Here is a 23267-nt window from a genome sequence, read left to right on the forward strand (position 1 = left end):
TGGGTTGGCCATAAAACCCCACCCCTAGCCCCTCCCCGCAAGCGAGGAGGGGGACTGGAAAGTTTAAAATTTATGAAAGATTAATCTATGGCAATTGTTAATACTCCCAACAAGTCTCTTACGGTTAATCCCCTCAAACAAAGTCAAGCTTTGGGTGCATCTTTGGCTTTTTTGGGATTAAAGGGAACTATGCCTTTATTCCACGGTTCTCAAGGTTGTACTGCTTTTGCTAAGGTGGTTTTAGTTAGACATTTTCGGGAAGCAATTCCTCTCGCTACTACTGCAATGACAGAAGTCACTACTATTTTGGGTGGTGAAGAAAATGTTGAGCAAGCTATTCTCACTTTGGTAGAAAAGGCTAAACCGGAAATTATCGGTTTGTGTACGACTGGGTTAACAGAAACTAGAGGCGATGATATTGAGGGTTTTTTGAAAGAAATCCGCAAACGTCATCCTGAACTTGACTATTTAGCGATCGCATTTGCTCCTACTCCTGATTTTAAAGGTGCGTTGCAAGACGGTTTTGCAGCAGCGGTTGAAAGCATTGTCAAGGAAATTCCCAAAGCTGGGGGAATTAAACCGGAGCAAATCACCATTTTGGCTGGTTCTGCTTTCACTCCGGGAGATGTGCAGGAAATTAGAGAAATTGTTAGTTCCTTTGGATTTGAACCCATTTTTGTGCCTGATTTGGGTGCTTCCTTAGATGGTCATTTGGAAGATGACTATAGCGCGGTGACGGTTAGCGGTACAACTCTTAAACAGCTGCGTTCTTTGGGTAGTTCGGCTTTCACTTTGGCTTTGAGTGAAAGTATGCGCGGTGCAGCAAAGATTCTGCAAACACGTTTTGGTACAGATTACGAAGTATTTAAGGATTTGACAGGTTTAGAACCTGTGGATGAGTTTCTGCAAGCGTTGGCGGTTTTGAGTGGTAATCCCGTACCAGAAAAATATCGCCGTCAACGTCGTCAGTTGCAAGATGCAATGTTAGATACTCATTTTTACTTCGGTGCAAAACGGGTATCTTTAGCGCTAGAACCGGATTTACTTTGGTCTATGGTGCATTTTTTGCAGTCAATGGGAGCATCTATTCACGCTGCTGTGACGACAACACGCTCGCCTTTATTAGAACATCTTCCCATCAAAAGCGTTACTATCGGCGACTTAGAAGATTTGGAAGGATTGGCTGTAGGTTCTGATTTGCTGATTGGTAATTCCAACGTGAATGCGATCGCTAAACGCCTCAAAATCCCCTTCTACCGTCTCGGAATTCCCATCTATGACCGTTTAGGAAATGGCTTATTCACCAAAGTAGGCTATCGCGGCACAATGGAAGTTTTATTTGGTATGGGAAACCTATTTATAGAACACGAAGAGTCATTAATGATGAATCATTGGTCATCAGTAATTAATAAATGACATCTGACTGCCCTGGCGACTGGAAGTCGCGGCTATACAAACAAAGTCCGCCTGCGCGGACTAATGAAAAATCAAGGGTTTGTAACCCACGCAGGTGGGTTTTGCCTGTGTAGACGCGGTTTCTAACCGCCGATTTAGCTCATGAACTGACAACCAACAAAGGACAAATGAACGTGAAAATTGCCTTCACCACAACAGACAGAATTCATGTTAATGCTCACTTTGGCTGGGCTAAAGAAATTGATGTTTATGAAATTTCAGATCATGGATATGAATTCCTAGAAACGCTGAAATTTGAAGGCGACCTCAAAGAAGATGGTAACGAAGATAAAATCACACCTAAACTTGAGGCATTAAATGATTGTACAATCGTTTATGTAGTTGCCATTGGTGGTAGTGCAGCCGCTCGTTTAATCAAAAAAGGTGTAACACCAGTCAAGGCTAAATCAGAAGAAGAAAAAATCGAAGAAATTTTGACTAAATTAGTCAAAACCTTGAAAGGCAACCCCCCACCTTGGTTGCGTAAAGCTTTACAACCAAAAACATCAACATTTGCAGAAGAACTAGAAAACGAAGCAACCGTATGAGTGAAAATAACAGCGTCAACGGAACCTCTACAAGCACACCAATAACTTCACCATTTCTCAAAACATTAGTTCAACAAATCCGGGCGCAAGATAGTTATGGCTTTTACCGGAATTGGTCTGATGAATTAATACTTAAACCTTTTGTTGTCACCAAACAAAAGAAACGAACAATTTCTGTTGAAGGTGAAGTTGATCCAGGAACTATATCACGAATCAACGCCTTTTTCAGGGCTGTAGCCTCCAGCGTTGAGAAAGAAACAGGACTAATTTCTCATGTTGTAGTTGATTTAGGTCATGAAGGATTTGGTTGGGCATTAGTCTTTTCAGGTCGTTTATTATTAGCTGTAAAAACCTTACGCGATGCCCATCGCTACGGCTTTGATTCCCTAGAAAAACTGGAAGAAGAAGGAGAATCATTCGTCAAAAAAGGAATTGACTTAGCCAAACGTTTCCCCGAAGTAGGAAATATTTAACAAATTGGGAAGAATTCAGGAGTCAGTAGGGGCGTATTGCAATACGCTCGTACAGGAGTCAGGAGAAGAAAGAAGAATATTTTTCTATTCTGTTAAGATTTCCCTGCTATATCAAACATTCTGTATCCTGAATCCTTACGAATTATCCTACTTCCTACTTCCTTCTTCCCTCTTCCTTCGCGTCCTATGCCTACGGCACACTTCGTGAACGCGCCTATCCCTACGATACACTTCGTGAACGCGGTTCAATAAATCCATATTCTTATGGTAGCAAGGGAGTAGTTCCAATGACCAATGACCAATGACTAATAACCAATGACCATCGAGGAACTCACAACCAAAATTAGAAAGCTAAATAGTAAAGCAGGTCAAATGAAAATGGATCTGCATGACTTAGCAGAAGGACTACCAACAGATTACAAAACACTGATGGACGTTGCCGCTGAAACCTACGAAATCTATCGACAATTAGATGAACTCAAGCAGCAACTAAAACAAATGGAGAGTGCCAAATGACCGGGACTATTCAAGAATTCAACAAACTCGTAGATGCGGAAGAATATTTTATCTTCTTTCAACTGCCCTACGACCAACAATTTGTAAACGTAAATCGTCTCCATATATTGAAAAAATTCTCTCAATATATGAAAGAGATTGATGATACTGCTGCTAACTTGAGTGATGCAGAAAAATTAACTCAATATTCCTTAGCTTTGCAAAAAGCTTATGAAGTTTTTATTGAATCAACACCCCATGAACAAAAGCTGTTCAAAGTGTTTAACGATAAGCCAAAGAATGTAGTCACGCTGACAGAAATCACTTCTGATTAGGAGGTATAAATTGATCAACCTAACGCCTACCGAATTAGAACGCTATAGCCGCCAAATGATGCTCCCGAATTTTGGCGAAGCGGCTCAAAAGCGCCTCAAGTCAGCGACTGTTTTGGTGTCAGGTGTGGGGGGATTAGGCGGTACAGCGGCGCTTTACTTAGCAGTAGCAGGCGTTGGGCGGCTAATCCTAGTCCGGGGTGGTGATTTGCGGCTGGATGATATGAATCGTCAGATTTTGATGACTGACGACTGGGTGGGAAAACCTAGAGTATTTAAAGCCCAAGAAACACTAAAAGCCATCAATCCTGATGTGGAAGTGGACGTAGTTCACGATTACATTACCGCAGAAAATGTGGACTCGTTGGTGCAATCGGCGGATATGGCTTTGGATTGCGCTCACAATTTCACAGAACGCAATTTGTTAAATGAAGCTTGTGTGCGATCGCGTAAGCCAATGGTAGAGGCGGCTATGGATGGGATGGAGGCTTATCTCACCACGATTATTCCTGGTGTCACCCCTTGTTTATCCTGTCTGTTTCCAGAAAAGCCTGATTGGGATCGACGCGGTTTTTCCGTTCTAGGGGCTGTTTCTGGGACTTTGGCTTGTTTAACAGCCTTGGAAGCAGTGAAGCTGATTACTGGTTTTAGTCAACCGCTATTGTCAGAACTGCTGACGATTGACTTGAACAGAATGGAATTTGCTAAACGTCGTTCTCACCGCGATCGCAATTGTCCAGTTTGCGGAAATACTGCACCTTGGCGATATTCCCAATCCCAATCTGTGACGGTTTAAAATTCCGCACATAAGCAATAAATAACCCACATCTGAAATCAGAATAATCGCTACAGAACAGGAAACAAAATGACTGTTACTCTAACAGAAAAAGCAGAATTTCGTCTGTGGGCATTTTTAAGAGGTTCCGCAACCGACGAATCTAATAAAACCACAAAAGGTGTCCGCATCTCTGTCAAAGATGGTGGTTGTAGTGGCTATGAATATGGAATTGACATTACAAGTCAGCCTCAACCAGATGATGTCGTCACCCAACAAGGTAATGTGTTGCTTTACATTGATGCTAAAAGTGCGCCCTTATTAGAAGGTGTGGTCATCGATTTTGTTGAGGGAGTAATGGACAGCGGCTTCAAGTTCACCAATCCCAATGCAACTGATACCTGCGGTTGTGGAAAGTCTTTTAAAACAGATGATGGTACTCCCTCTGGTGTACCTTGCAGCAAATAAATTCAAAATTCAAAAGTTAGACCTTCATTTTGAATTTTGAATTCAGCCAGGGACTCTTAACCAAGTCAGAAAAGCTAACTTTATTAACGTTTGAGGAGAACCGGAAAATGGCTTCATATCAAGTAAGATTGATGAACAAAAAGGACAACCTTGACACCACAATTGAGTGTGACGAAGAAACTACAATTCTAGATGCAGCAGAAGAAGCCGGTATTGAATTGCCCTTCTCTTGTCATTCCGGTTCTTGCTCTAGCTGTGTAGGTAAGGTTGTTGAAGGCACAGTTGATCAATCTGATCAAATCTTCTTAGATGACGATCAAATGGCGAAAGGATTCGCTCTATTGTGCGTTACATACCCTCGCTCTAACTGCACAATTAAGACTCATCAAGAACCTTATCTCGTCTAAAGTTTTGATTGAATTCTAACTCTTAACAAGCTTTGAATTCAGAGCTTATTAAGAATGGGGATGAAACATATGTTTCATCCTCTTATTTATATTTAATATTTATTCCCAGATATCTCTAAAAATCATACCTAACAATAGGAAAGCATTCATGAATTTTGCCAAAGCATTTCTTTTTGCTAAGGACACAGGATAACACATATTTTGCATCCTCATCTTTAGTATTCCGCCGCAGGTATTGCTAAAACTCAGACTTCACAATAGGAGAGCATTCATGAATTTTGCCAAAATATTTCTAGCTACGGCTACATTAATTGTAGCTGCTATTAGCCCATCTTTGGCTAATGAAAAAGTTGAAATTGTAGGCGCAAGCTATGGTGGTAGTGGTTGCCCAGATAGGTCTGCTAGTGTGACTGTTAGCCCCGATGGTCAAGAACTCAGCATACTATTTGATAAGTTTATAGCCTTGGGTAATGGGGATGCAGAAAGTCGGAGAAAAAGCTGTAATTTAACCATTCCTATCAAAGTACCTGGAGGCTTTCAAATTTCCATCTACACTGCTAATTATCGGGGTTATGTTGCTCCTAATACCACTGGGACACTAGTGACAGAATACTTTTTCGCTGGTAGTCGCGGACTGAAGTTAAACCAAGACTTACGGGGTGAAAAAGAATATGACGTTGAACATAATTTAGCGACAACCATGTGGAGTTCCTGTGGTGATAGTGTCAATATGCGAGTTAATGCTTCAATCAGAGCTAAGGGCGACGGGATGGCCACCGTTGACTCGTTTGATCTTGCTCACCGTGGTTTGGTTTATCATGTCAAATATCGCAGATGCAACAAATAGTTGCAGGACTTTGCCTAAAGCTTTGATGTTTTAGCTTCAACAAAGATGAAGGATATTGTTCATCCTTCATCTTCAGCATAACGCCGCAGACATTGCTAAAACTCAGACCTAATCATAGGAGAGCATTTATGAATTTTGCCAAAGTATTTCTGGCTACGACTACATTAATGGTAGCTTCTATTAGCCCCATCTTTGCTGATTCTATTAACTTCACATCTGCTGATCCTATTAAACTCACCTCTACCGATCTTACTGATACTGAGCCTACTATCCCCCCCTCTGGTAATGATAAAATTAAAATTGTAGAACCACCAGAATATTTTGGTACTGGTTGCCCAGAAAATTCTGCCAGTACTGCCGTTAGCCCCGATGGAGAAGAAGTCAGCATTCTATTTGATAAGTTTATAGCTTTGGGGAATGGCGATGCAGAAAGTCAGGAAAAAAGCTGTAAATTAACCATTAAAATCGAAGCACTTCCAGGGAAACAAATTTCCCTCTACAATGCTGATTATCGAGGTTATGTTTCTCCTAAAACCACTGGAAATTTACTGGTAGAATACATTTTTGGTGATAGTGAACCTCTGGTTTTGGCAAAGACTTTGAAGGGTGAAACTGACTATAAAGTTAGACATAAATTAAAGCCAGAAGGTAAACCTGGGATTTGGTCTGCCTGTGGCTCTAGTGTAAATATGCAAGTTAATGCTTCAATGAAAGCCACCGGCACTGGACAGGCGACCGTTGATTCTTTTGATCTTGCTAGACGTAGGCGTAGTTTAGTTTATAAGGTCAAATATCGCAGCTGCAAATAGTTGTAGGAGGTTGCCTAAAACTTCGATGTTTTAGTTTCAAAAAATATGAAGGATGAGCAATATCTTTCATCTTCAGCATAACACCGCAGACATTTCTAAAAATTAGACCTAATCATAGGAGAGCATTCATGAATTTTGCCAAAGTATTTCTGGCTACGGCTACATTAATGGTAGCTTCTATTAGCCCCACCTTTGCTAATGATAAAGTTGAAATTGTAGGTATAAGTTATGGTGGTAGCGGTTGCCCGGATGGGTCTGCTAGTGTGAGCGTTAGCAACGATGGTCAAGAACTAAGAATTCTATTTGATAAGTTTATAGCCTTGGGGAATAGCGATGCAGAAAGTCGCCGGAAAAGCTGTAATTTAACTATTCCCATCAAAGTGCCTCAAGGTCAACAAATTGCCCTCTACGATGCTGATTATCGAGGTTATGTTTCTCCTAACACCACTGGGGAGCTAGTAACAGAACACTTTTTCGCTGGTAGTCGCGGACTGAGGTTGAAACAGGAGTTGAGGGGCGAAACCGACTATAACGTTCGCCATGATTTATGGTCACAAGGTGAGGTTTGGTCTGCCTGTGGTGATAGTGTAAATATGCGAGTTAATGCTTCAATGAGAGCCAAGGGCGACGGGATGGCCACTGTTGACTCCTTGGATCTGGCTGGGCGTGGTTGGATTTATCGGGTTAAATATCGGAGTTGCTAATAGTTTTAGGACTTTACCTCAAGCTTTGATGTTTTAGTTTCAACAAAGATGAAGGATCTTGCTCATACTTCATCTTTGCAATTTTCATCTTTAATTATTTTACTGCAATGTTTACTCCTTTTAGTGTGATGGGTTGTTCTTTAGAATTGCTGAAATCAGGAGAATGTGGAATAGTTACTGTTTGTAAAACTCAGGATGAGACGATTAGAAAAAAGCTCATTTCTATGGGAATTAAAACAGGAAATACGATTACTGTAGAACAGGAATTTCCTACTTTTGTAATTAAATGTGACACTTTATCTATGACTATAGATAGAGAAACAGCACGGGCTATTTATGTGCGTGTAGTTAAGGGTTGATACAATAAACAATCATTTCCCAGATTCCTTAATTGCCAAATCAATTACGCTTTGAATAAGGCAACTATTATGATTTAGGAGATTTTTTAATAGCTGTTTTTATTGAAAGCGGATATTTTTCTCATTTGGTACTTAATCAAATACCAATTCAACCCGTAACCACGAACTTGAGGCTTTAGCCATGCGTCTAAAATACATTGCCAGTTTGACCGCAACTATCGCCATAATTGCCTATCCGGCGATAGCCCAAGAAGCTACAGAAACTGAATCTAGCTTACTAAAAACAGTAGCACCAGTAAATACAAATATTTCAACTCAACGAACTACTACTTTTGATAAAACGGGAGATATTCGCAAGTTTAATGACGGATTTAATTCCCTTTCTCCACCATGTAATTCTAAAATTTGCCTATTCACATTGATTCGGAAATCATCTCAAAACTCATCTCAAAACTCATCTCAACAGATAGAAGTTTTAGGAGGTGCAGTTTGGCAATTGGGTGGTTCTCATGAAGATACAAAAGCAGAGGCAGAGAAACTTCGAGCCATAACTGATAAAGAAAAGTTCGAGCAAGAATCCACATTAATTTTGACTGAAAAACTGGCAGCAGCAATAGAGCATAACGAAATAGAAAGAGCCAAGCTTTATGCAATCAGTCTTGCTAAGAAATTAGGATACACTGACTACCACCTACTTCTGAAAGAGATAATTACCCCAACAGAATTACTTAAGTATTAATTGATTTTCGAGAAACATCTGAATTTATTACTTTGGCATACTGAAGAACCATAAATTTCATTTTTATTTAATGGTAATTACCATATTGAATTGCCATAACTTTCCACAATAAATTGTAATATCCCATATAAAAATATGAAATATAATTTCTGTTCTGTATTCCAATTAACTATTTTTTAATCAGTTTTATAATTAAAAAAGCTGCGATCTTTATAAATCATTCATAATTCTAACTTATCAGAGTGATAATATATAAATAAGCTAAATTGTTGGTAGTGAACTGCTTACCCCAACAAAAAGCGATTACGGAGTTAAACTTTCTGACTTTATTTCAGGTTCAGTTAAAACCAAGGTATAAAGCAAGAAAGAAAGTTAGAGAAAGTTTTAAGGAAGACTGTGTAAATTTAATTTCTAGACTATGCAAAAGCTACTTTTTATGGTGTGCCTAAATCCGAAAAATCAACTAGAGAGATGTTCTCAAAAGGACGTGATTTAGTGGCTATAGGTTAATAAGCTAACCCTGTGGTGATTAACCAACATTTACAGCAGAATTCAGGAGGCGCTTCGCAGACCTATGGCTTACGCCACGCTGCGCTATCGGTTCAGGAGTCAGGAGTAAAACTGGCGAATGTGTCTAGGTTTCAATTTTGATTCTGTACCTCATTGATCTGCAATCTGCTGTATTAAGTAATCTTGTCAATATGGTGGGCATTGCTCACCATTCCCTATTTAGTTGTCTTCACAATCATTAATTATTATGAGTCAAACAAATCAGTCAAATTTCAGTTCAATCACGAACCAATGGCTATTAGCAAAAGGTTACAACGCTGAAGATTTAAATCAGCGTGGTGAAAATGGTGATACGGCTTTAATGAAAGCTACTAGAGAAGGACAATATTCCATTGTGAAGGAATTAATAGATGCAGGTGTGGATATCAATGCTACAAATAATGATCACAATAATGCTCTGTGGTTTGCTTGTTTTGGTAATCACTACGATTTAATGAATTTGCTGCTTAATACCAACATTGATATTAACAATCAAAACGATAATGGGGCAACTGTCCTGATGTATGGTGCATCGGCTGGAAAGACAGAAGTAGTGAGATTGCTATTACAACACAATCCTAACATGAATTTACAAAATTTGGATGATTACAAAGCAATTGATTTTGCCAGCAATAGAGAAGTTTTAAGGTTACTGAAAAATGCCTCACAATAAGATTTATGGAAACTCCTATCACGAGCAAACTAAGCATTCTTGCTTATCGGTACAAATTAACCCAAATTATGTTGATGCTTCCACCCAACCCACGACCTTTAAAGTTTATCCACGCTTTTATCGGCGGTTGCAATTAAATCGCAATAACCCTATTCATGATTTTCTCTGGTTAACTAGTGCGATTACCTTTGAGAAAATATATAAGGATGGACTCTATAAATTACGGGTAAATCCTTCTGCGGGGGCTTTATATCCGACGGAAGTTTATGTTCAGATTCGTGGTGTTGAGGGAATCATAGATGGCATCTACCATATAGAAGTTGAGAATAATTGTCTGACATTAATTTATGAATTAATTGATGATGGAGTCGAGAATTATGTTATACCTAATAACCGTATCAACGGATTCATCTTTTTAGTTAGTTGTGTTTATCATAGGTCTAGCTGGAAATATCAAGACAGGAGTTTTAGATATTGTTTGTTGGATAGCGGACACCATTTGGGTGCTATCGCTGCTTCAGCATATCTTCACGAAAAAAACATACAACTAATCTTGGATTTTGATAAACTTAATCTCAATGCAGATTTGGGATTTGAGAATAAGGAGTTTATTACTAGTTGTGTGATATCGGGAGAAGTACAAGAAAAACCAGTCAGACGCTTAAGGTTACCAATTCCTTTTGTATGTGGTACTGACTATTTTCAAGTTAATCAATTTGTTGAAGATGCCTATCAAGCAACGTCTTTACAACCTAGTCACCAGCAAAATCTCGCAAATCCTCAATTTAATTTTGACCGGAAACGGTTTTTTGAGAACGTTTGGAATAGGCGTTCTATTCGACGTTTTCATAAACATTCTATTTCCCAAGAGGTCTATTGGCTAATTTTGCAAGCCGTTCAACGACCAATACCAAGTGAGAATTTTGAGGAAATAGAAATTTACTCAGTGGTGCATCATGTTGAAGGGATTTCACCAGGGTTATATAAAGGTACACATCTCATTAAAGCTGGTAACTTTAGCGAAAAAACAGGTTACTTGTGCATTAATCAAGCTATAGCTAGAGATTGTGCTGTAACTTTGTTTTTTGTGTCCGATTATTTGAGTTATCAAACCGCTATGCAATTAGCCGGATTTATCGGACAGAGAGTGTATTTATTTAGCAATTATTGGGGAATAGATTGTAGTGGAATTGGTGCTTTCTATGATGATGAAGCCCAAGAATTTCTAGGAACCAATAAGGACGTACTTTATGTAATGGCAATTGGCAAATAAAATAGGAAAACCCAAGGAAATGGCGAGAAGAGAATCAGAATTCGATGCTGATGATAAGCACCCTATGCAGCCAACATCAGCCGATATCATCCTACGGCAACAATTAGAGTATTCGATTAGTAGATACTTTTATGAAGGATGCGATCGCATTGTTCAAAACCTGTTGTCCCATTGTCGTTGGTATGCGACAACTCACGCTAGTGCTTTGACTTTAGTAATTGAATGTCCTGATCAATTTACTAATTGGCAAATTTTGCAGCAAATTGTCGCAATGGCAAATGTCCTCTCTGGCATTGTTAGCAGTGCTAAAATTCGTATTTGTCCTCCCGATACTCAAACTGTACCCTTTGAAATGAGAGTGGATGAATTGCCAGTTTACCGTGACTGGGTTTAATGTGATTTTGGATTTTGGATTGTTGATTAAGCCATAACATTCTGTTGGATAATTTTGATTAGTTCGGCAAAAACTAAATCGGCAGAATGTTGAACTACAGGACTTAATTCCCACCCTAAATCCAAGTTAGCCGCTTCAATTAAATAGACTGTTACCAATGAAGGAAAATCATCTTGAAAGATTTTTCTCCCTGCGGCTAAGGCATGATCCCAACGAAAATCATGTAAGTTGTAACTAGGTTCGGGCAGTGCTTCTAGTTCTTTCCCTGGGACTTTAAATATAGCACCTGGTTCTGAACCTGTGCAACTGGCATCAAGAATAATTAATTTTTCACTTCCTCTCGCTTGAAACATCACTTCTATTCCCGCAGTTCCACAATCAAAAACGCGGATGTTGGGGTGAAGATTTTGGGCGAGATATTGCTGTAAACGTTGGGCAATAATTACGCCCACACCATCGTCATTCCGATTGAGATTGCCACAACCAATGATAGTTAGCATGGGATATTTATAATAACATGAATATTATTAGCTTGGCACGAAAAATTAATATTTACGGAAATTTTGATTACATCTTTAATCGTTGACTTTATAGTGACTATAGCAGCCAAGATCCCCGACTTCTTGTTTAACCATGTCCATAAACTATCAATCAATACTCAGAAGTCGGGGATCTGAATAATTAAGTGTTTATTTTCTCTGCGTTTATCTGTAGTGGTTAGTCAAAAATCATTCTCACCCATCAGATAGAATTGCTATATGCTAGTATTTCGTGATACAGAAACTAAAGGTAGAGGTATATTTGCTCAGGAAGATTTTGCTAAAGGTGATTTAATTGAAAGAGCCGCTGTGATTGTTATTCCTAAACAGCAAATTAAGTTAATTACTAAAACGGTTTTATTGAATTATTATTTTGGTTGGCATGGAGAAAGCGGAGCGATAGGTTTAGGTTTTGCTTCTCTTTTTAATCATTCTTATCATCCTAATGCTGTTTATATTAAGAATTTTGCTAAAAATGTAATTGATATTGTTGCTCATCAATATATTCGGGAAGGTCAGGAAATTACGATTAATTATAATGGGCAGGTTGATGATGTTTCTCCTGTGTGGTTTGATGTGGAAGAATAAAGTAGGTTGGGTTGACGCAAGAAAACCCAACATTTACACTAACCAAGTGCGTCAGCATTTGCTATTGTCTGAATCAGGATTAACAGGATGTTTTAAAAGTATTTTTGGTAACATCAAAAGTCTCAGAACCTAACCCCCAACCCCTTCCCTACCAGGGAAGGGGAGTAAGAATCAAAGCCTCTCTCCCTGTGGGGGAGAGGTTTGGAGAGGGGTTTAGAGTATAATTTGCAACTTTTCAAACATCCTCTAACAGGATTTAAGGATCAACAGGATTATTTATTGATAATTTGTTCATTGTGAGTAAATAAATTTTCATTTTTAAGATTAAAAATTAACATCTTCAAAATATTTAACTGTCTGAATCAGGATGCTCAAAATCAAAGGATTTACAGGATTATTTATTGATAATTTACTCAGGTTAAGTACATAAATTCCCATTTTTAATATTCAAAATTAACATCCTGTAAATCCTTAAATCCTATCAATCCTGATTCAGACAAAAGTTTATAATTCACTTACCTGAAAATCGTTTTAACTTCCGCGTTTTTATTGGTGGGCATTGCCCACCCTACAAATCTATAAACTCACACCATGTTTTTTGGCAACTTCAACAAGTTGCTCATATTGATGTTGTGATGCTTTAGCTAAAATTGCATCTGCTTCTTCTGGATTACTACCATCTTTAGGAATTAAATACTTAACATAAAGAGAAACAAAATCAACTACAGCAGCTAAACCGGATAATTCGTGTTTATCAGCTTGTTTTCCAGCAATCACAGCCACCAAACCGGCTCTAATCGGGTCAGGTTTTACCTTCATAAATTGGTCAACTAATTGCTTAGAATAATCCGCTGGTGCTAAATTCTTTAACTTACCTTGATCAGGTTTAAATTCTAATCCTGCGGCTTTTGACTGCTCCAACATACACCATTCTATAAATTCTTGCAGTGCAGCATCAGGAAGCTGAGAAAGATATTGATGTAGTTCTAAATTAGACACAATTAGTTACCAATTTTAGTAAATTTGTCATTGATAATTGATAATTCATAATGTAATAATTAGGAATTACCAATTATTCATTAAAATCCAGACTAACCCACGGATTTGGGAACTTTTGTACTGTAAATAACAATTATATAGAACCCTGACTTATCAAAAAAATAGATCCCCGACTTCTTAGAGAAGTCGGGGATCTGGGTAACATAAATCAAGCTGTTCTAAAACGAGCCAATTCTTCCCCAGTTTTCGCATCATGGGCATGAACAGTACACACCAAACATGAATCAAAAGAACGGGCGACATGACCCACTTCTACAGGGTCTTTAGGGTCTTGAATTGGCGTTCCTATTAATGCTTTTTCAATCGGTCCTAGTTGTCCTGCACCGTCACGGGGTCCGATATTCCAAGTACCGGGGGCGATAACTTGGTATTGTTTAATTTTGCCTTTTTCGATTTCTACCCAGTGACATAATGCACCTCTAGCGGCTTCAGTTGCACCCCAACCTTTACCGTCTTTTTCTTCTGGTTTAATATACCAAGGATCGTTTAATTTGAACTCCTTTAAACAACGTTCAGCTTGACGATATAGTTTAACTATTTCGTGGACTCTTCCTAATTGGCGAAGATGAACACTTGCACCACCCATTTTCTTGAATGTGTCGAGAATAAATGGGTCGTAATGTTGCCAAGATTCGCCATGATTTCCCCCTGCAACTAATTGACGGGCTAGGGGACCTGCTTCTAAACGTCCTAGGTCTTGGTGGAGGACTGCACTTGACCAAGAATAAGCGCCAGTAAAGTCTTTTTGGTTGTTATTAATTGGGTTAGTAGTGCGATCGCTTGGATGCCAATCTTCTTTACCTTCATCATACCAAGAATGGGTTAAATTCTCACGGGCAAATGATTGATTCATCAAGGCATGAGTATCAGTGAAGCTATCATAAACACCGCTTTTCATAATCACAGCAGCGTTACGTCCTTCAATGGTGGGATGATTATATTTATCCTCATGGGGAATATAACCCCAAGTCACATATTTACCCACACCTGCACCATATCTATCTAAACCGATATCTAACCCCATGCGCCAATATAAACCTAAATCAGATTCTCGATGTTTAACATCTTCATTTAACCACTTTTGAAAGTCTTCATAGGATTGAATTTCTTCATATCTTTCTAAAGAACAACCTAACCAAAGAGGTTCTAACCAATTAGTGCGGAAATATTCCAAAATTGCCCAGGCGCGGGTAATGTCAGTTAAAGTGGGGGCGCACATCACTCCACCAGGCACCATATAACTGCTGTGCGGCCATTGTCCCCCTAATAAAGCATAGATTTCTACAGGTTTTCCAGAAATTGTAATGCCGATTTCATAGGATTTCCCTGTGAAAGCAGCAAAGCGCCGGCAAGCTTCATCATAAAAGTGACTACGGCGATAATTTTTATTAGTTAAGTCAATAGCAAACAAGCCATAAAAATAGCGAGGAATGCTTTGCATTGTTTCGACAATTTGACCTAAGTTTCTCGCCAAAATTGCATTTCGGGGAACTTCATTTCCCCAAGCAGTATCCAACGCCCAAGATGCGGAACTGAGGTGAGAACCGCCACAAATTCCACAAATTCGGGGGGTGACAATTAAGCCTGCTTGGGGGTCTTTTCCGCGTAAAATTATTTCAAAGCCGCGAAAAAGTTCGGCATGAGTCCAGGCGTTTGTCACATATCCATTGTCGATTTCAACACGGACATCTAAATCACCCTCAACTCTACCAACGGGTGAAATATCTAATGTTTGAATTGGCATAATGATAGGGAATAGGGAACAGGGAATAGGGAACATTCAAACATCCTCTAACAGGATTTAAGGATCAACAGGATTATTTATTGATAATTTGTTCATTGTGAGTAAATAAATTTTCATTTTTAAGATTAAAAATTAACATCTTCAAAATATTTAACTGTCTGAATCAGGATGCTCAAAATCAAAGGATTTACAGGATTATTTATTGATAATTTACTCAGGTTAAGTACATAAATTCCCATTTTTAATATTCAAAATTAACATCCTGTAAATCCTTAAATCCTATCAATCCTGATTCAGACAAAAGTTTATAATTCACTTACCTGAAAATCGTTTTAACTTCCGCGTTTTTATTGGTGGGCATTGCCCACCCTACAAATCTATAAACTCACACCATGTTTTTTGGCAACTTCAACAAGTTGCTCATATTGATGTTGTGATGCTTTAGCTAAAATTGCATCTGCTTCTTCTGGATTACTACCATCTTTAGGAATTAAATACTTAACATAAAGAGAAACAAAATCAACTACAGCAGCTAAACCGGATAATTCGTGTTTATCAGCTTGTTTTCCAGCAATCACAGCCACCAAACCGGCTCTAATCGGTTTTTCTACCAATGACCAATGTACGGGCGAAGCATTCAGAAAATAACCTTTGGAAAAAACGATAATTTATCGCCTGAATGCTTCGCCCCTACTAAACTGTAAAAAAGTCTTCGTCTGCCCATTTTGGGGCTGCGTCTTTGGCCACAACGGTGAGGACTGCGTAATCTTTGTGGTTGACTCCGGGAGGTAATTCTTTGGGAACTCCGAGGACAGTTTGAGTTTTAAAGACTGTTCCGGGTTTGAGGTCAAAAAATGGAAATTCGGGTTCTGTGCAGCCTAAACAGGGCATTCCGGCGCGGGTTTTGGAGGAGACGCGGTTCCAAAGAATGCGGTTACAGGAAGAATGGGTCATGGGGCCGCGACAACCTAAGTCGTAGAATAAACAGCCTTTACGTTGTCCAAATTCGGCGGTTGTGGCTTTGTATGCAAAGTGAACGTTGCGGGTACAACCTGTTTGGGTGTAAGTGTTGAAGAAGGTTTGGGGACGGTGGAGTTCATCGAGAACTATATCAGAAATGCGTCCGGTAGCTATGGCGACTAATATCTGCGTTATCCAGTCGGGGTGTGCGGGACAACCGGGAATATTAATTACAGGTAAGCCGGCTTTGCTGACGAAATCTTTCCCTAAAAAACCGCCTTCTTCCCGTTTGAGAAATTGCAATCCTTTCGAGTCGCTGGGGTTGGGTGACATGGCGGGAATTCCTCCCCAAGTCGCACAGTCTCCCACAGCTACAATAAATTTTGCAACTTTGGCTAAATCGTTTAACCAATCTTTCATGGGACGGTCTGCAAATCGGTTCCATTCTCCTGTACCATTGGGTGCGTTAACTACGCTACCTTCAAATACTAAAATATCTACAGGAGTTTTACCTAAAACACATTCCCACAGCAGTGTTTGTAAGTTGTCACCTAGTTCTACACCCAAGGAAGGATGCCAAAGTATTTTAATTCCAAAGTCAGCAATTAAATCACAAGCTGTCGGTTCTTCGGCATTAAGAAATGACATGGTGTTACCTGAACAAGCACCACCTTGCAGCCAGAGTACGTTAGTCATTGGCTATGTATTTTTTCTATTGTTTACCATGCATGATTCAGGGGACAGAAGAAGTACCGACTAAACAGGATCTACGCTAACAAGATTCACAGGAGTTCAGAATAATCAACATCATCAACTTCTTCTTTTGACAAAGCTTGTAGAATCTCACCTGCTGATCAATATTTATAACTTTAAATTAAGGTATTTTTTGATTCAATTAATGCAGGTTAAATAAAATTTAAGAATTAGAAAAGCTAAGTTTTTATGAAATTTTATTTATGGTTATCGCCATTACAGATTTTTGTAATCTTACACTGGGAATTCCCCTATATCATTCCCCAACTTTTCAAACAACTTTGCTAATACCACGTTAGAAAATAAAAACCCATTGGGATCTGTTAAACGCAAGTTTCCCCCCACAACTTTCACCCAACCTTGAGCAAAATAAGGTCGCAAACATTGATGAATTTCTTCTACTTTTTCTTTTCCAAACTTCTCTGTCAACGTCACCACATTTAAACCTTCTGCTAAACGCAACCCCAACATTAAAGTTTCTAACAATTCTTCCTCTGGTGGAGTAATTTCACAAGCAATCACCGCGCCATTTTGCAACCATTCGTAATATTCCTTCGTTTTCCGGGGACGGGTGAAGCGTTTTCCTTGCACATAACTGGCTGCACCCATACCAAAGCCATAATAAGGGCGATTTTGCCAATAAACACGATTATGTTGGCATTGATGTCCTTTTTGAGCATAATTGGAAATTTCATAATGCTCATAACCGGCACCAGTTAAAACTTGCTGCGCCTTATGGTACATTTTGACTGTGGTTTCATCCGTCGGCAGAGGATTGTCACCAGCTTGGAAATAACGACCAAAAGCTGTTCCTGGTTCGATTGTTAAGTCATATATAGAAATATGAGTTGGGGCAATTTCTACCGCTTTAGTCAGGGAATCTTGCCATTGTCCTAAAGACTGATGTGGCAACCCGGAAATTAGGTCTAAGCTAAATTCGGGTATCTCGACTTGGTGGATTAAGTCTATAGCTGCAAGAATATCTGTAACTGAGTGCGATCGCCCAGCAAGTTTTAACAATTCTTCTTGAAAAGCTTGTACACCTAAACTTACCCGGTTCACACCTGCACTGCGATAACCTGCGATATGTGCTAAATCAAATGTACCGGGGTCCATTTCCATAGAAATTTCTACCCCTGCCGCAATTCCTAAGCGTCCTGCTAAAGCTTCTATTATCCGTTGTAACTGCTCAACTGACAGCAGTGAAGGAGTACCACCACCAAAAAAAATTGTTTCTAGGGGTTGACCAAAGGCTGGTGCCATGTTGATTTCCTGACATAGTGCCTCAACATATTGGTAAATTGTACCAGATGTTTCACCCCGCAAGCGATCGCCCACCACAGACACCGGGAAATCACAATAAAAACATCGTCGCCGACAAAAGGGAATATGTACATAAGCCGCAGTGGGAATTCCAGAAACAATTTCTTTTTGACTCATTTTGAGCAAGAATTATATTAATTTAATGGACAATTACAAATTATGAAAATGAGTAGTTTGTTTACAAGTTTTTATGTTTTTACAACAAAAATAAGAATAATTATGCAGCGAAAACTCTTTAGTTATAATGTTTGCATATCTTCCGTGCCTGAACACCTAGGGTAAGTCCATATTTCTTAATCATTATGACCGAGGAAATAAAAAATACTTACTCTATCGGGTAACTACAATTGTAGGAAAACAGCACAATTATGCTTGATCTCATTATCATTCTCTCATTTATTCTGGCATCTGCGGGAATAGGTTACTACAGCACCGACCTACTTCCCCCAGGAACCCTCGACGGAGTAACAAATCTAGAAGCCCTACGCTTAGTGGTTGCCGTCTTTGCCGCTATTATCGGTGGTGCTATCGGTTTGAGTTTTCAGACGACATACCGTCGCTTAGAAACACAAGTCCGAGAAATGCCCCTAGAAGTCATCTTAACTCGTGCCATTGGCTTAGTAATTGGGCTATTACTAGCCAACTTAATGTTAGCCCCGCTATTTTTACTACCCATTCCCGCAGATTTTGGATTTATCAAACCCCTTGTGGCAGTAGTCGGCAGTATCATACTCTCCGTCACTGGCATGAATTTGGCAGATACACATGGGCGGGGTTTATTACGGTTAATTAATCCTAACACTGTAGAAACATTGGTAGTAGAAGGAACTCTCAAACCTGCCAACACCAAAGTTTTAGACACGAGTTGCATTATCGATGGTCGCATTGAAACCCTACTAGAAACCGGATTTCTGGAAGGGGTAATTCTTGTACCGCAGTTTGTCTTGCAAGAACTGCAACAAGTCGCTGATGCCAGCAAAGACCAAAAGCGGGTGCGAGGAAGACGGGGACTAGAAATTCTCAACCGCATTAGAGAAGCTTACCCAGAAAGAATTTTAATCAATCCTGCTGACTACGAAGATATTGCCACAGTTGATGCCAAATTGGTAAAATTCGCCCAAGAAATCAACGGCACTCTGTTAACTAATGACTACAACTTATCGAAAGTTGCCAGTGTACAGAAAGTTCCAGTTTTGAATGTCAATGATTTGGTGAATGCGGTTCGTCCATCTTATTTACCCGGTGATAACCTAGATTTGAAAATTCTCAAAGAAGGTAAAGAACCCAGCCAAGGAATTGGCTATTTAGATGATGGCACAATGGTAGTGGTTGAGGAAGGTAGCAGTTATGTAGGTGGTGAATTGCGGGTAGTTGTCACCAGTGCCTTACAAACCTCAGCAGGGAGGATGATTTTTGCCAAACCTCAAGCTTCCGCAGTGGCTTAAGGAAAATGGTGTCCAAAAATAGAGTTAAGTTATGCAATCGGTGTGGGGAAACTGCACCGATTTTGTATAGAGTTAAAATAATTCGTAATTCGTAATTCGTAATACTTATCATGTTCGTTTAATTACTTATTAAAAAAACTCTCCGCGTCCCCACATCCCCGCGTCCCCGCGTCAGTCCTAACTATAAGTCTTTAACCGAACACGATATCAGAGCCTCTGTGATTGCATTCCCAGTCGGAGACTGGGAACGAGATATATCAACTCAATCCACAACTCGCATTTTTCTGGGTGACTGAGTTTTAGAAGAGCGCGCTGTTCCTTTGCTTCTTCTGGGTTTCTGTTTGTTTTGTTTTCCATTGGGGATTGGTTCAGCTTTGGTATTGGGGTTGATTCCAAAACCCGCCACTACTTGTAATGGTAAACGCTGTTCAATCAGCTTTTCAATATCTGCTAATAACTGGTATTCATCGACGCACACCAGGGATACTGCTTCACCATTGGCACCAGCGCGGCCAGTACGACCAATACGATGGACATAATCTTCTGGGACATTGGGTAAGTCGAAATTGACTACATGGGGCAGTTCACTGATGTCAAGACCCCGCGCCGCAATGTCTGTAGCTACAAGTACCTGTAAACTACCATTTTTAAACTTTGCTAAAGCGTGGGTACGCGCCCCTTGGCTCTTGTTACCGTGGATTGCTAGTGCTTGGATGCGGTCTTCGCCTAACTGCTTTACTAGACGGTCAGCACCATATTTAGTGCGGGTAAATACTAGCACTTGATACCAATTATCTTGGCGAATTAGGTGAGCAAGTAATTGGCGCTTTCTGTCACGATCTACCTGATACGCTTTCTGTGCAATCGTGTCAGCGGTAACGTTACGGCGTGCCACCTCTATCATTGTTGGGTGATTGAGTAACCCTGCGGCCAGTGTCTTGATTTTGTCGGAGAAGGTGGCGAAAAATAACAAATTCTGTCGCTGTTTGGGCAGTAGCGAGAGGATACGGCGGATATCATTAATAAAACCCATGTCTAACATCCGATCTGCTTCATCCAGTATCAAAACTTCAATGTTTGACAGGTTCACAGTTCTTTGATGTACATGATCTAGCAGTCGTCCTGGGGTAGCAACTAAAATATCTACACGCCCCCTTAACCGCTGTTTTTGGGGATTAATACTAACTCCGCCGAACATGGCCATTGAGTTTAGTTTCAAGTACTTGCCATAATCTTTCACGCTTTCTTCTACCTGTGCGGCAAGTTCACGAGTAGGGGTGAGAATCAGCGCCCGAATTGGTGAATATCCAGTAGCAGTGCTTTTATTGTTTTGGTCGGAGGACAACAGATGCAGCAGCGGTAGGGTGAAGCTTGCGGTCTTTCCCGTACCGGTTTGAGCGCCAGCTAATAGATCACCGCCTGACAAGACGGCAGGTATCGCCTGCATTTGAATTGGCGTGGGTTTTGTGTACCCCCGCTCTGTGACTGCACGGATAATTTCTTTCGACAAGCCGAGAGTTGAAAAAGACATAGAACTCCAGAATTAACATCGGCCTGTCGCCAAGGGCGGCGCTAGTCTTAGGCGGACGGATGGTTTGAAGGGCTGTATGGGCAGTAGCGTCAAGACTGAGAGCGAATACCGCAGTTAATAATTATAACTGAATTTAGTTGAATGTGTTTGTCTGCTCAACAAGTTTGGGCAGATCCTCGGAAAAGGATGATATACAAGAACACCATTATGGGTACTATTAATCTAGGAATTCAGTTTAATTACAGATAGCTGGCATGACAATTTTTTAAGATAATTTTGTAGTTTTTAAGACCATGACTAAATTAATAACCGCAACATTGATTGCTACAGTTTTGCTGTTGACACCAAGTAATAAATCTCATGTCACTCTAGCTGGGACTTGTGCCTCTAATTGTGGACCGCGCCCACTTGAATTTAAACCTGGTCAGTATATTCGTGTGGAAGTTGTAAATCGCACACCTAGAGTCTTGAAATTAGATAGATTTCCCGAAATGCAACGAATGACTCTAGAACCAGGAAAGGAATATCGCTTAAATCAGCAAAGTGCCACAGAACCCAATATTTCTCTGCTATTTTGGGATGATACGGGCAGGTCTTTACAAGCTGTTGTTTCTAAACCTAATTTCGGTACTCTGCGCTTAGAACTGCGCCCTAGTAATCAGTTTCCAGGCGATCGCTCTCTCAACATTCTTGACGATGGGCAGGTGAATGTGTTTTAGTCAGTTACAATATCCCCGATTTGTCTAAGCAGTCGGGGACATAAGCTCAAGATAAAGATTTCAGGAATTGATAAATACGTACACTTGTATGAAGTTTAAGTATAAAAGATTAAATTAAGTTGAAAAAATATTCAATAAAAATACAGGCGTGATACATTCGATCCTGTCTTTTTGTACACAGTGAGATAAAGTATGCGATTGATCATAGCGTTTTTGCTATTTTTTTTACTTCTTGGCCAACAACCCAGCTATGCAGACTACCCCATCAACGGAAATTTCGCCTCTAATGGTTGCGAAGCTTACAGCAGCAGTAAAACCAAAAGTGAGCCTGTGTCACTTCCAGCAGGACAGGTTTACTCAGCCTCTGGTTTGAATGTCAAAGACGGAGATTATGTATCCATTAAAGTCGAAGGACGCAATAAATGGGTAAACAAGAACTGTGGTAAATTGAGTTTAGTTATTGCAGATAGGATAAATACTACAATTAAAGTAAGTAATAACACTAGCAATATACCTGTGACTGCTCCAGGCTGCCCGACTCAAGGCTGTGCCGAGAAATATTTACTGTCACTATCTTGGCAGTCTGCTTTCTGCGAAACCCACCCCAATAAAGCTGAGTGTATTGGACAAACTGAAAATAACTATGATGCCAGTAACTTTACGTTACATGGTTTATGGCCTGATAAACTTTCCTACTGTGGTGTTCCTGCTGATGATATCAATAGCGACGAAACGGGAAATTGGAAAGCTTTACCTGTGGTAGCTGTTGATGCCGAGACAAACGGTGAATTAACCGAAGTTATGCCTGGTGTAAAATCTAATCTTGAGCGTCATGAATGGACTAAACATGGAACTTGTGACGGTAGAGATGCAGATGCTTATTATGACATTGCTGTTGATTTGCTCAAAGAAGTTAATGCTTCTGATGTCAGAGATTTATTTGCTCAAAATATCGGGGAAACAATTACTTTATCTGAGGTAAAAACAGCTTTTGAGAGAACATTTGGACAAGGAACTGCTGCCAGTCTCAACCTCAAATGTAGCGGTACTAATAACCTGGCAACTGAAATTCGCCTGAAGGTGAAACGTCCTCTTCCTGGACAGAAATTAGCTAATTTGTTAATTCCTAGTGGTGGACTTTCTTGCGATAAAGTATTAGTGGATGCAGTTGGTGTAGGAATGAGCGAATATTAGAGCAATTTTTTTGTAAGATTAATCACGCATTGCCCAGCCTACAAACCTGCATTAATGCTAACTTTAGTTAATCAAAGATAATAAAATCCCCGATTGCTTAAAGAAGTCGGGG

The 23267-nt window shown here is 39.8% G+C and carries 27 protein-coding genes; 20 read left to right on the forward strand and 7 right to left on the reverse strand.

From position 1 onward, the window contains the following. Positions 1–87: 87 nt before the first annotated feature. The 16 genes from nifN (at position 88) to A9Y75_RS17220 (ending at position 11300) form a co-directional block, all read left to right on the forward strand. Positions 88–1416 carry a nitrogenase iron-molybdenum cofactor biosynthesis protein NifN gene (gene nifN, locus A9Y75_RS17145; RefSeq protein WP_071190749.1) on the forward strand — a complete coding sequence of 443 codons (1329 nt, stop codon included), beginning with the start codon at positions 88–90 and terminating at the stop codon, positions 1414–1416. 167 nt (positions 1417–1583) lie between these two features. Further along, positions 1584–2003 carry a nitrogen fixation protein NifX gene (gene nifX / locus A9Y75_RS17150; RefSeq protein ID WP_071190750.1) on the forward strand — a complete coding sequence of 140 codons (420 nt, stop codon included), beginning with the start codon at positions 1584–1586 and terminating at the stop codon, positions 2001–2003. Then, positions 2000–2476, forward strand: coding sequence for a NifX-associated nitrogen fixation protein (locus A9Y75_RS17155; RefSeq protein WP_071190751.1), 477 nt, complete (start codon positions 2000–2002; stop codon positions 2474–2476). The genes nifX and A9Y75_RS17155 overlap by 4 nt, the downstream gene beginning before the upstream one ends. 315 nt (positions 2477–2791) lie before the next feature. Continuing rightward, positions 2792–2992, forward strand: a complete 201-nt coding sequence (locus A9Y75_RS17160; protein ID WP_071190752.1) for a CCE_0567 family metalloprotein — start codon at positions 2792–2794, stop codon at positions 2990–2992. Next, entirely contained in the window at positions 2989–3306 is a 318-nt protein-coding gene (gene nifW / locus A9Y75_RS17165; protein ID WP_071190753.1) for a nitrogenase-stabilizing/protective protein NifW, read from the forward strand. Before A9Y75_RS17160 ends, nifW begins: the two co-directional genes overlap by 4 nt. A gap of 10 nt (positions 3307–3316) precedes the next feature. After that, complete coding sequence (locus A9Y75_RS17170) at positions 3317–4099, forward strand: HesA/MoeB/ThiF family protein (RefSeq protein ID WP_071190754.1); 783 nt, start codon at positions 3317–3319, stop codon at positions 4097–4099. 69 nt (positions 4100–4168) lie between these two features. Continuing rightward, the gene (locus A9Y75_RS17175) at positions 4169–4546 is read left to right on the forward strand and encodes an iron-sulfur cluster assembly accessory protein (RefSeq protein ID WP_071190755.1); all 378 of its coding nucleotides are present in this window, start codon (positions 4169–4171) and stop codon (positions 4544–4546) included. A 107-nt stretch (positions 4547–4653) separates the two neighbouring features. Then, complete coding sequence (locus A9Y75_RS17180) at positions 4654–4953, forward strand: 2Fe-2S iron-sulfur cluster-binding protein (RefSeq protein WP_071190756.1); 300 nt, start codon at positions 4654–4656, stop codon at positions 4951–4953. Between the two features lie 271 nt (positions 4954–5224). After that, complete coding sequence (locus tag A9Y75_RS17185; protein ID WP_071190757.1) at positions 5225–5800, forward strand: DUF4360 domain-containing protein; 576 nt, start codon at positions 5225–5227, stop codon at positions 5798–5800. A 128-nt stretch (positions 5801–5928) separates the two neighbouring features. Further along, positions 5929–6609, forward strand: coding sequence for a DUF4360 domain-containing protein (locus A9Y75_RS17190; RefSeq protein WP_071190758.1), 681 nt, complete (start codon positions 5929–5931; stop codon positions 6607–6609). A 128-nt stretch (positions 6610–6737) separates the two neighbouring features. Further along, positions 6738–7313, forward strand: coding sequence for a DUF4360 domain-containing protein (locus A9Y75_RS17195; protein ID WP_071190759.1), 576 nt, complete (start codon positions 6738–6740; stop codon positions 7311–7313). 107 nt (positions 7314–7420) lie between these two features. Further along, entirely contained in the window at positions 7421–7672 is a 252-nt protein-coding gene (locus A9Y75_RS17200) for a FeoA family protein (RefSeq protein ID WP_071190760.1), read from the forward strand. Positions 7673–7853: 181 nt separating this feature from the next. Beyond that, positions 7854–8411: a hypothetical protein gene (locus A9Y75_RS17205; protein WP_071190761.1), complete on the forward strand. Its 558-nt coding sequence runs from the start codon at positions 7854–7856 to the stop codon at positions 8409–8411. A 757-nt stretch (positions 8412–9168) separates the two neighbouring features. Continuing rightward, complete coding sequence (locus A9Y75_RS17210; RefSeq protein WP_071190762.1) at positions 9169–9633, forward strand: ankyrin repeat domain-containing protein; 465 nt, start codon at positions 9169–9171, stop codon at positions 9631–9633. After that, a complete protein-coding gene (locus A9Y75_RS17215; protein ID WP_071190763.1) occupies positions 9620–10906 on the forward strand; it encodes a SagB/ThcOx family dehydrogenase in 1287 nt (428 codons plus the stop codon). The genes A9Y75_RS17210 and A9Y75_RS17215 overlap by 14 nt, the downstream gene beginning before the upstream one ends. A gap of 19 nt (positions 10907–10925) precedes the next feature. After that, positions 10926–11300: a hypothetical protein gene (locus A9Y75_RS17220; protein WP_071190950.1), complete on the forward strand. Its 375-nt coding sequence runs from the start codon at positions 10926–10928 to the stop codon at positions 11298–11300. Positions 11301–11326: 26 nt separating this feature from the next. Here A9Y75_RS17220 and A9Y75_RS17225 read toward each other — a convergent pair whose 3' ends face one another. Next, positions 11327–11800, reverse strand: a complete 474-nt coding sequence (locus A9Y75_RS17225) for a hydrogenase maturation protease (protein WP_071190764.1) — start codon at positions 11798–11800, stop codon at positions 11327–11329. Positions 11801–12058: 258 nt separating this feature from the next. Here A9Y75_RS17225 and A9Y75_RS17230 point away from each other — a divergent pair, with 258 nt between their 5' ends. Then, positions 12059–12427, forward strand: coding sequence for an SET domain-containing protein (locus A9Y75_RS17230; RefSeq protein WP_071190765.1), 369 nt, complete (start codon positions 12059–12061; stop codon positions 12425–12427). Between the two features lie 576 nt (positions 12428–13003). On the opposite strand, the gene A9Y75_RS17235 is transcribed toward A9Y75_RS17230, so the two are convergent. From A9Y75_RS17235 to hemW, 5 genes are all read right to left on the reverse strand, one after another. Beyond that, a complete protein-coding gene (locus A9Y75_RS17235; protein ID WP_071190766.1) occupies positions 13004–13426 on the reverse strand; it encodes a hypothetical protein in 423 nt (140 codons plus the stop codon). Positions 13427–13634: 208 nt separating this feature from the next. Then, positions 13635–15230, reverse strand: coding sequence for a nickel-dependent hydrogenase large subunit (locus A9Y75_RS17240; protein WP_071190767.1), 1596 nt, complete (start codon positions 15228–15230; stop codon positions 13635–13637). A gap of 377 nt (positions 15231–15607) precedes the next feature. Next, entirely contained in the window at positions 15608–15844 is a 237-nt protein-coding gene (locus A9Y75_RS17245) for a hypothetical protein (protein WP_236721442.1), read from the reverse strand. Between the two features lie 79 nt (positions 15845–15923). Then, entirely contained in the window at positions 15924–16886 is a 963-nt protein-coding gene (locus tag A9Y75_RS17250; protein WP_071190768.1) for a hydrogenase small subunit, read from the reverse strand. 291 nt (positions 16887–17177) lie between these two features. Continuing rightward, positions 17178–18383, reverse strand: a complete 1206-nt coding sequence (gene hemW / locus A9Y75_RS17255; protein ID WP_071190769.1) for a radical SAM family heme chaperone HemW — start codon at positions 18381–18383, stop codon at positions 17178–17180. Positions 18384–18634: 251 nt separating this feature from the next. Here hemW and A9Y75_RS17260 point away from each other — a divergent pair, with 251 nt between their 5' ends. Then, the gene (locus A9Y75_RS17260) at positions 18635–19711 is read left to right on the forward strand and encodes a PIN/TRAM domain-containing protein (RefSeq protein WP_071190770.1); all 1077 of its coding nucleotides are present in this window, start codon (positions 18635–18637) and stop codon (positions 19709–19711) included. A 262-nt stretch (positions 19712–19973) separates the two neighbouring features. On the opposite strand, the gene A9Y75_RS17265 is transcribed toward A9Y75_RS17260, so the two are convergent. After that, on the reverse strand, positions 19974–21242 hold the full coding sequence (locus tag A9Y75_RS17265) for a DEAD/DEAH box helicase (RefSeq protein ID WP_071190771.1): 1269 nt from the start codon (positions 21240–21242) through the stop codon (positions 19974–19976). A 293-nt stretch (positions 21243–21535) separates the two neighbouring features. Between A9Y75_RS17265 and A9Y75_RS17270 the strand changes: the two genes are divergently transcribed. Next, positions 21536–21961 carry a hypothetical protein gene (locus A9Y75_RS17270; protein WP_071190772.1) on the forward strand — a complete coding sequence of 142 codons (426 nt, stop codon included), beginning with the start codon at positions 21536–21538 and terminating at the stop codon, positions 21959–21961. 192 nt (positions 21962–22153) lie between these two features. Next, positions 22154–23155 (forward strand): ribonuclease T2, encoded by a 1002-nt coding sequence (locus A9Y75_RS17275; RefSeq protein ID WP_071190773.1) that lies wholly within the window; start codon positions 22154–22156, stop codon positions 23153–23155. The last annotated feature ends 112 nt before the right edge of the window (positions 23156–23267 follow it).

Source organism: Trichormus sp. NMC-1 (assembly GCF_001858025.1).
GTDB lineage: Bacteria > Cyanobacteriota > Cyanobacteriia > Cyanobacteriales > Nostocaceae > Anabaena.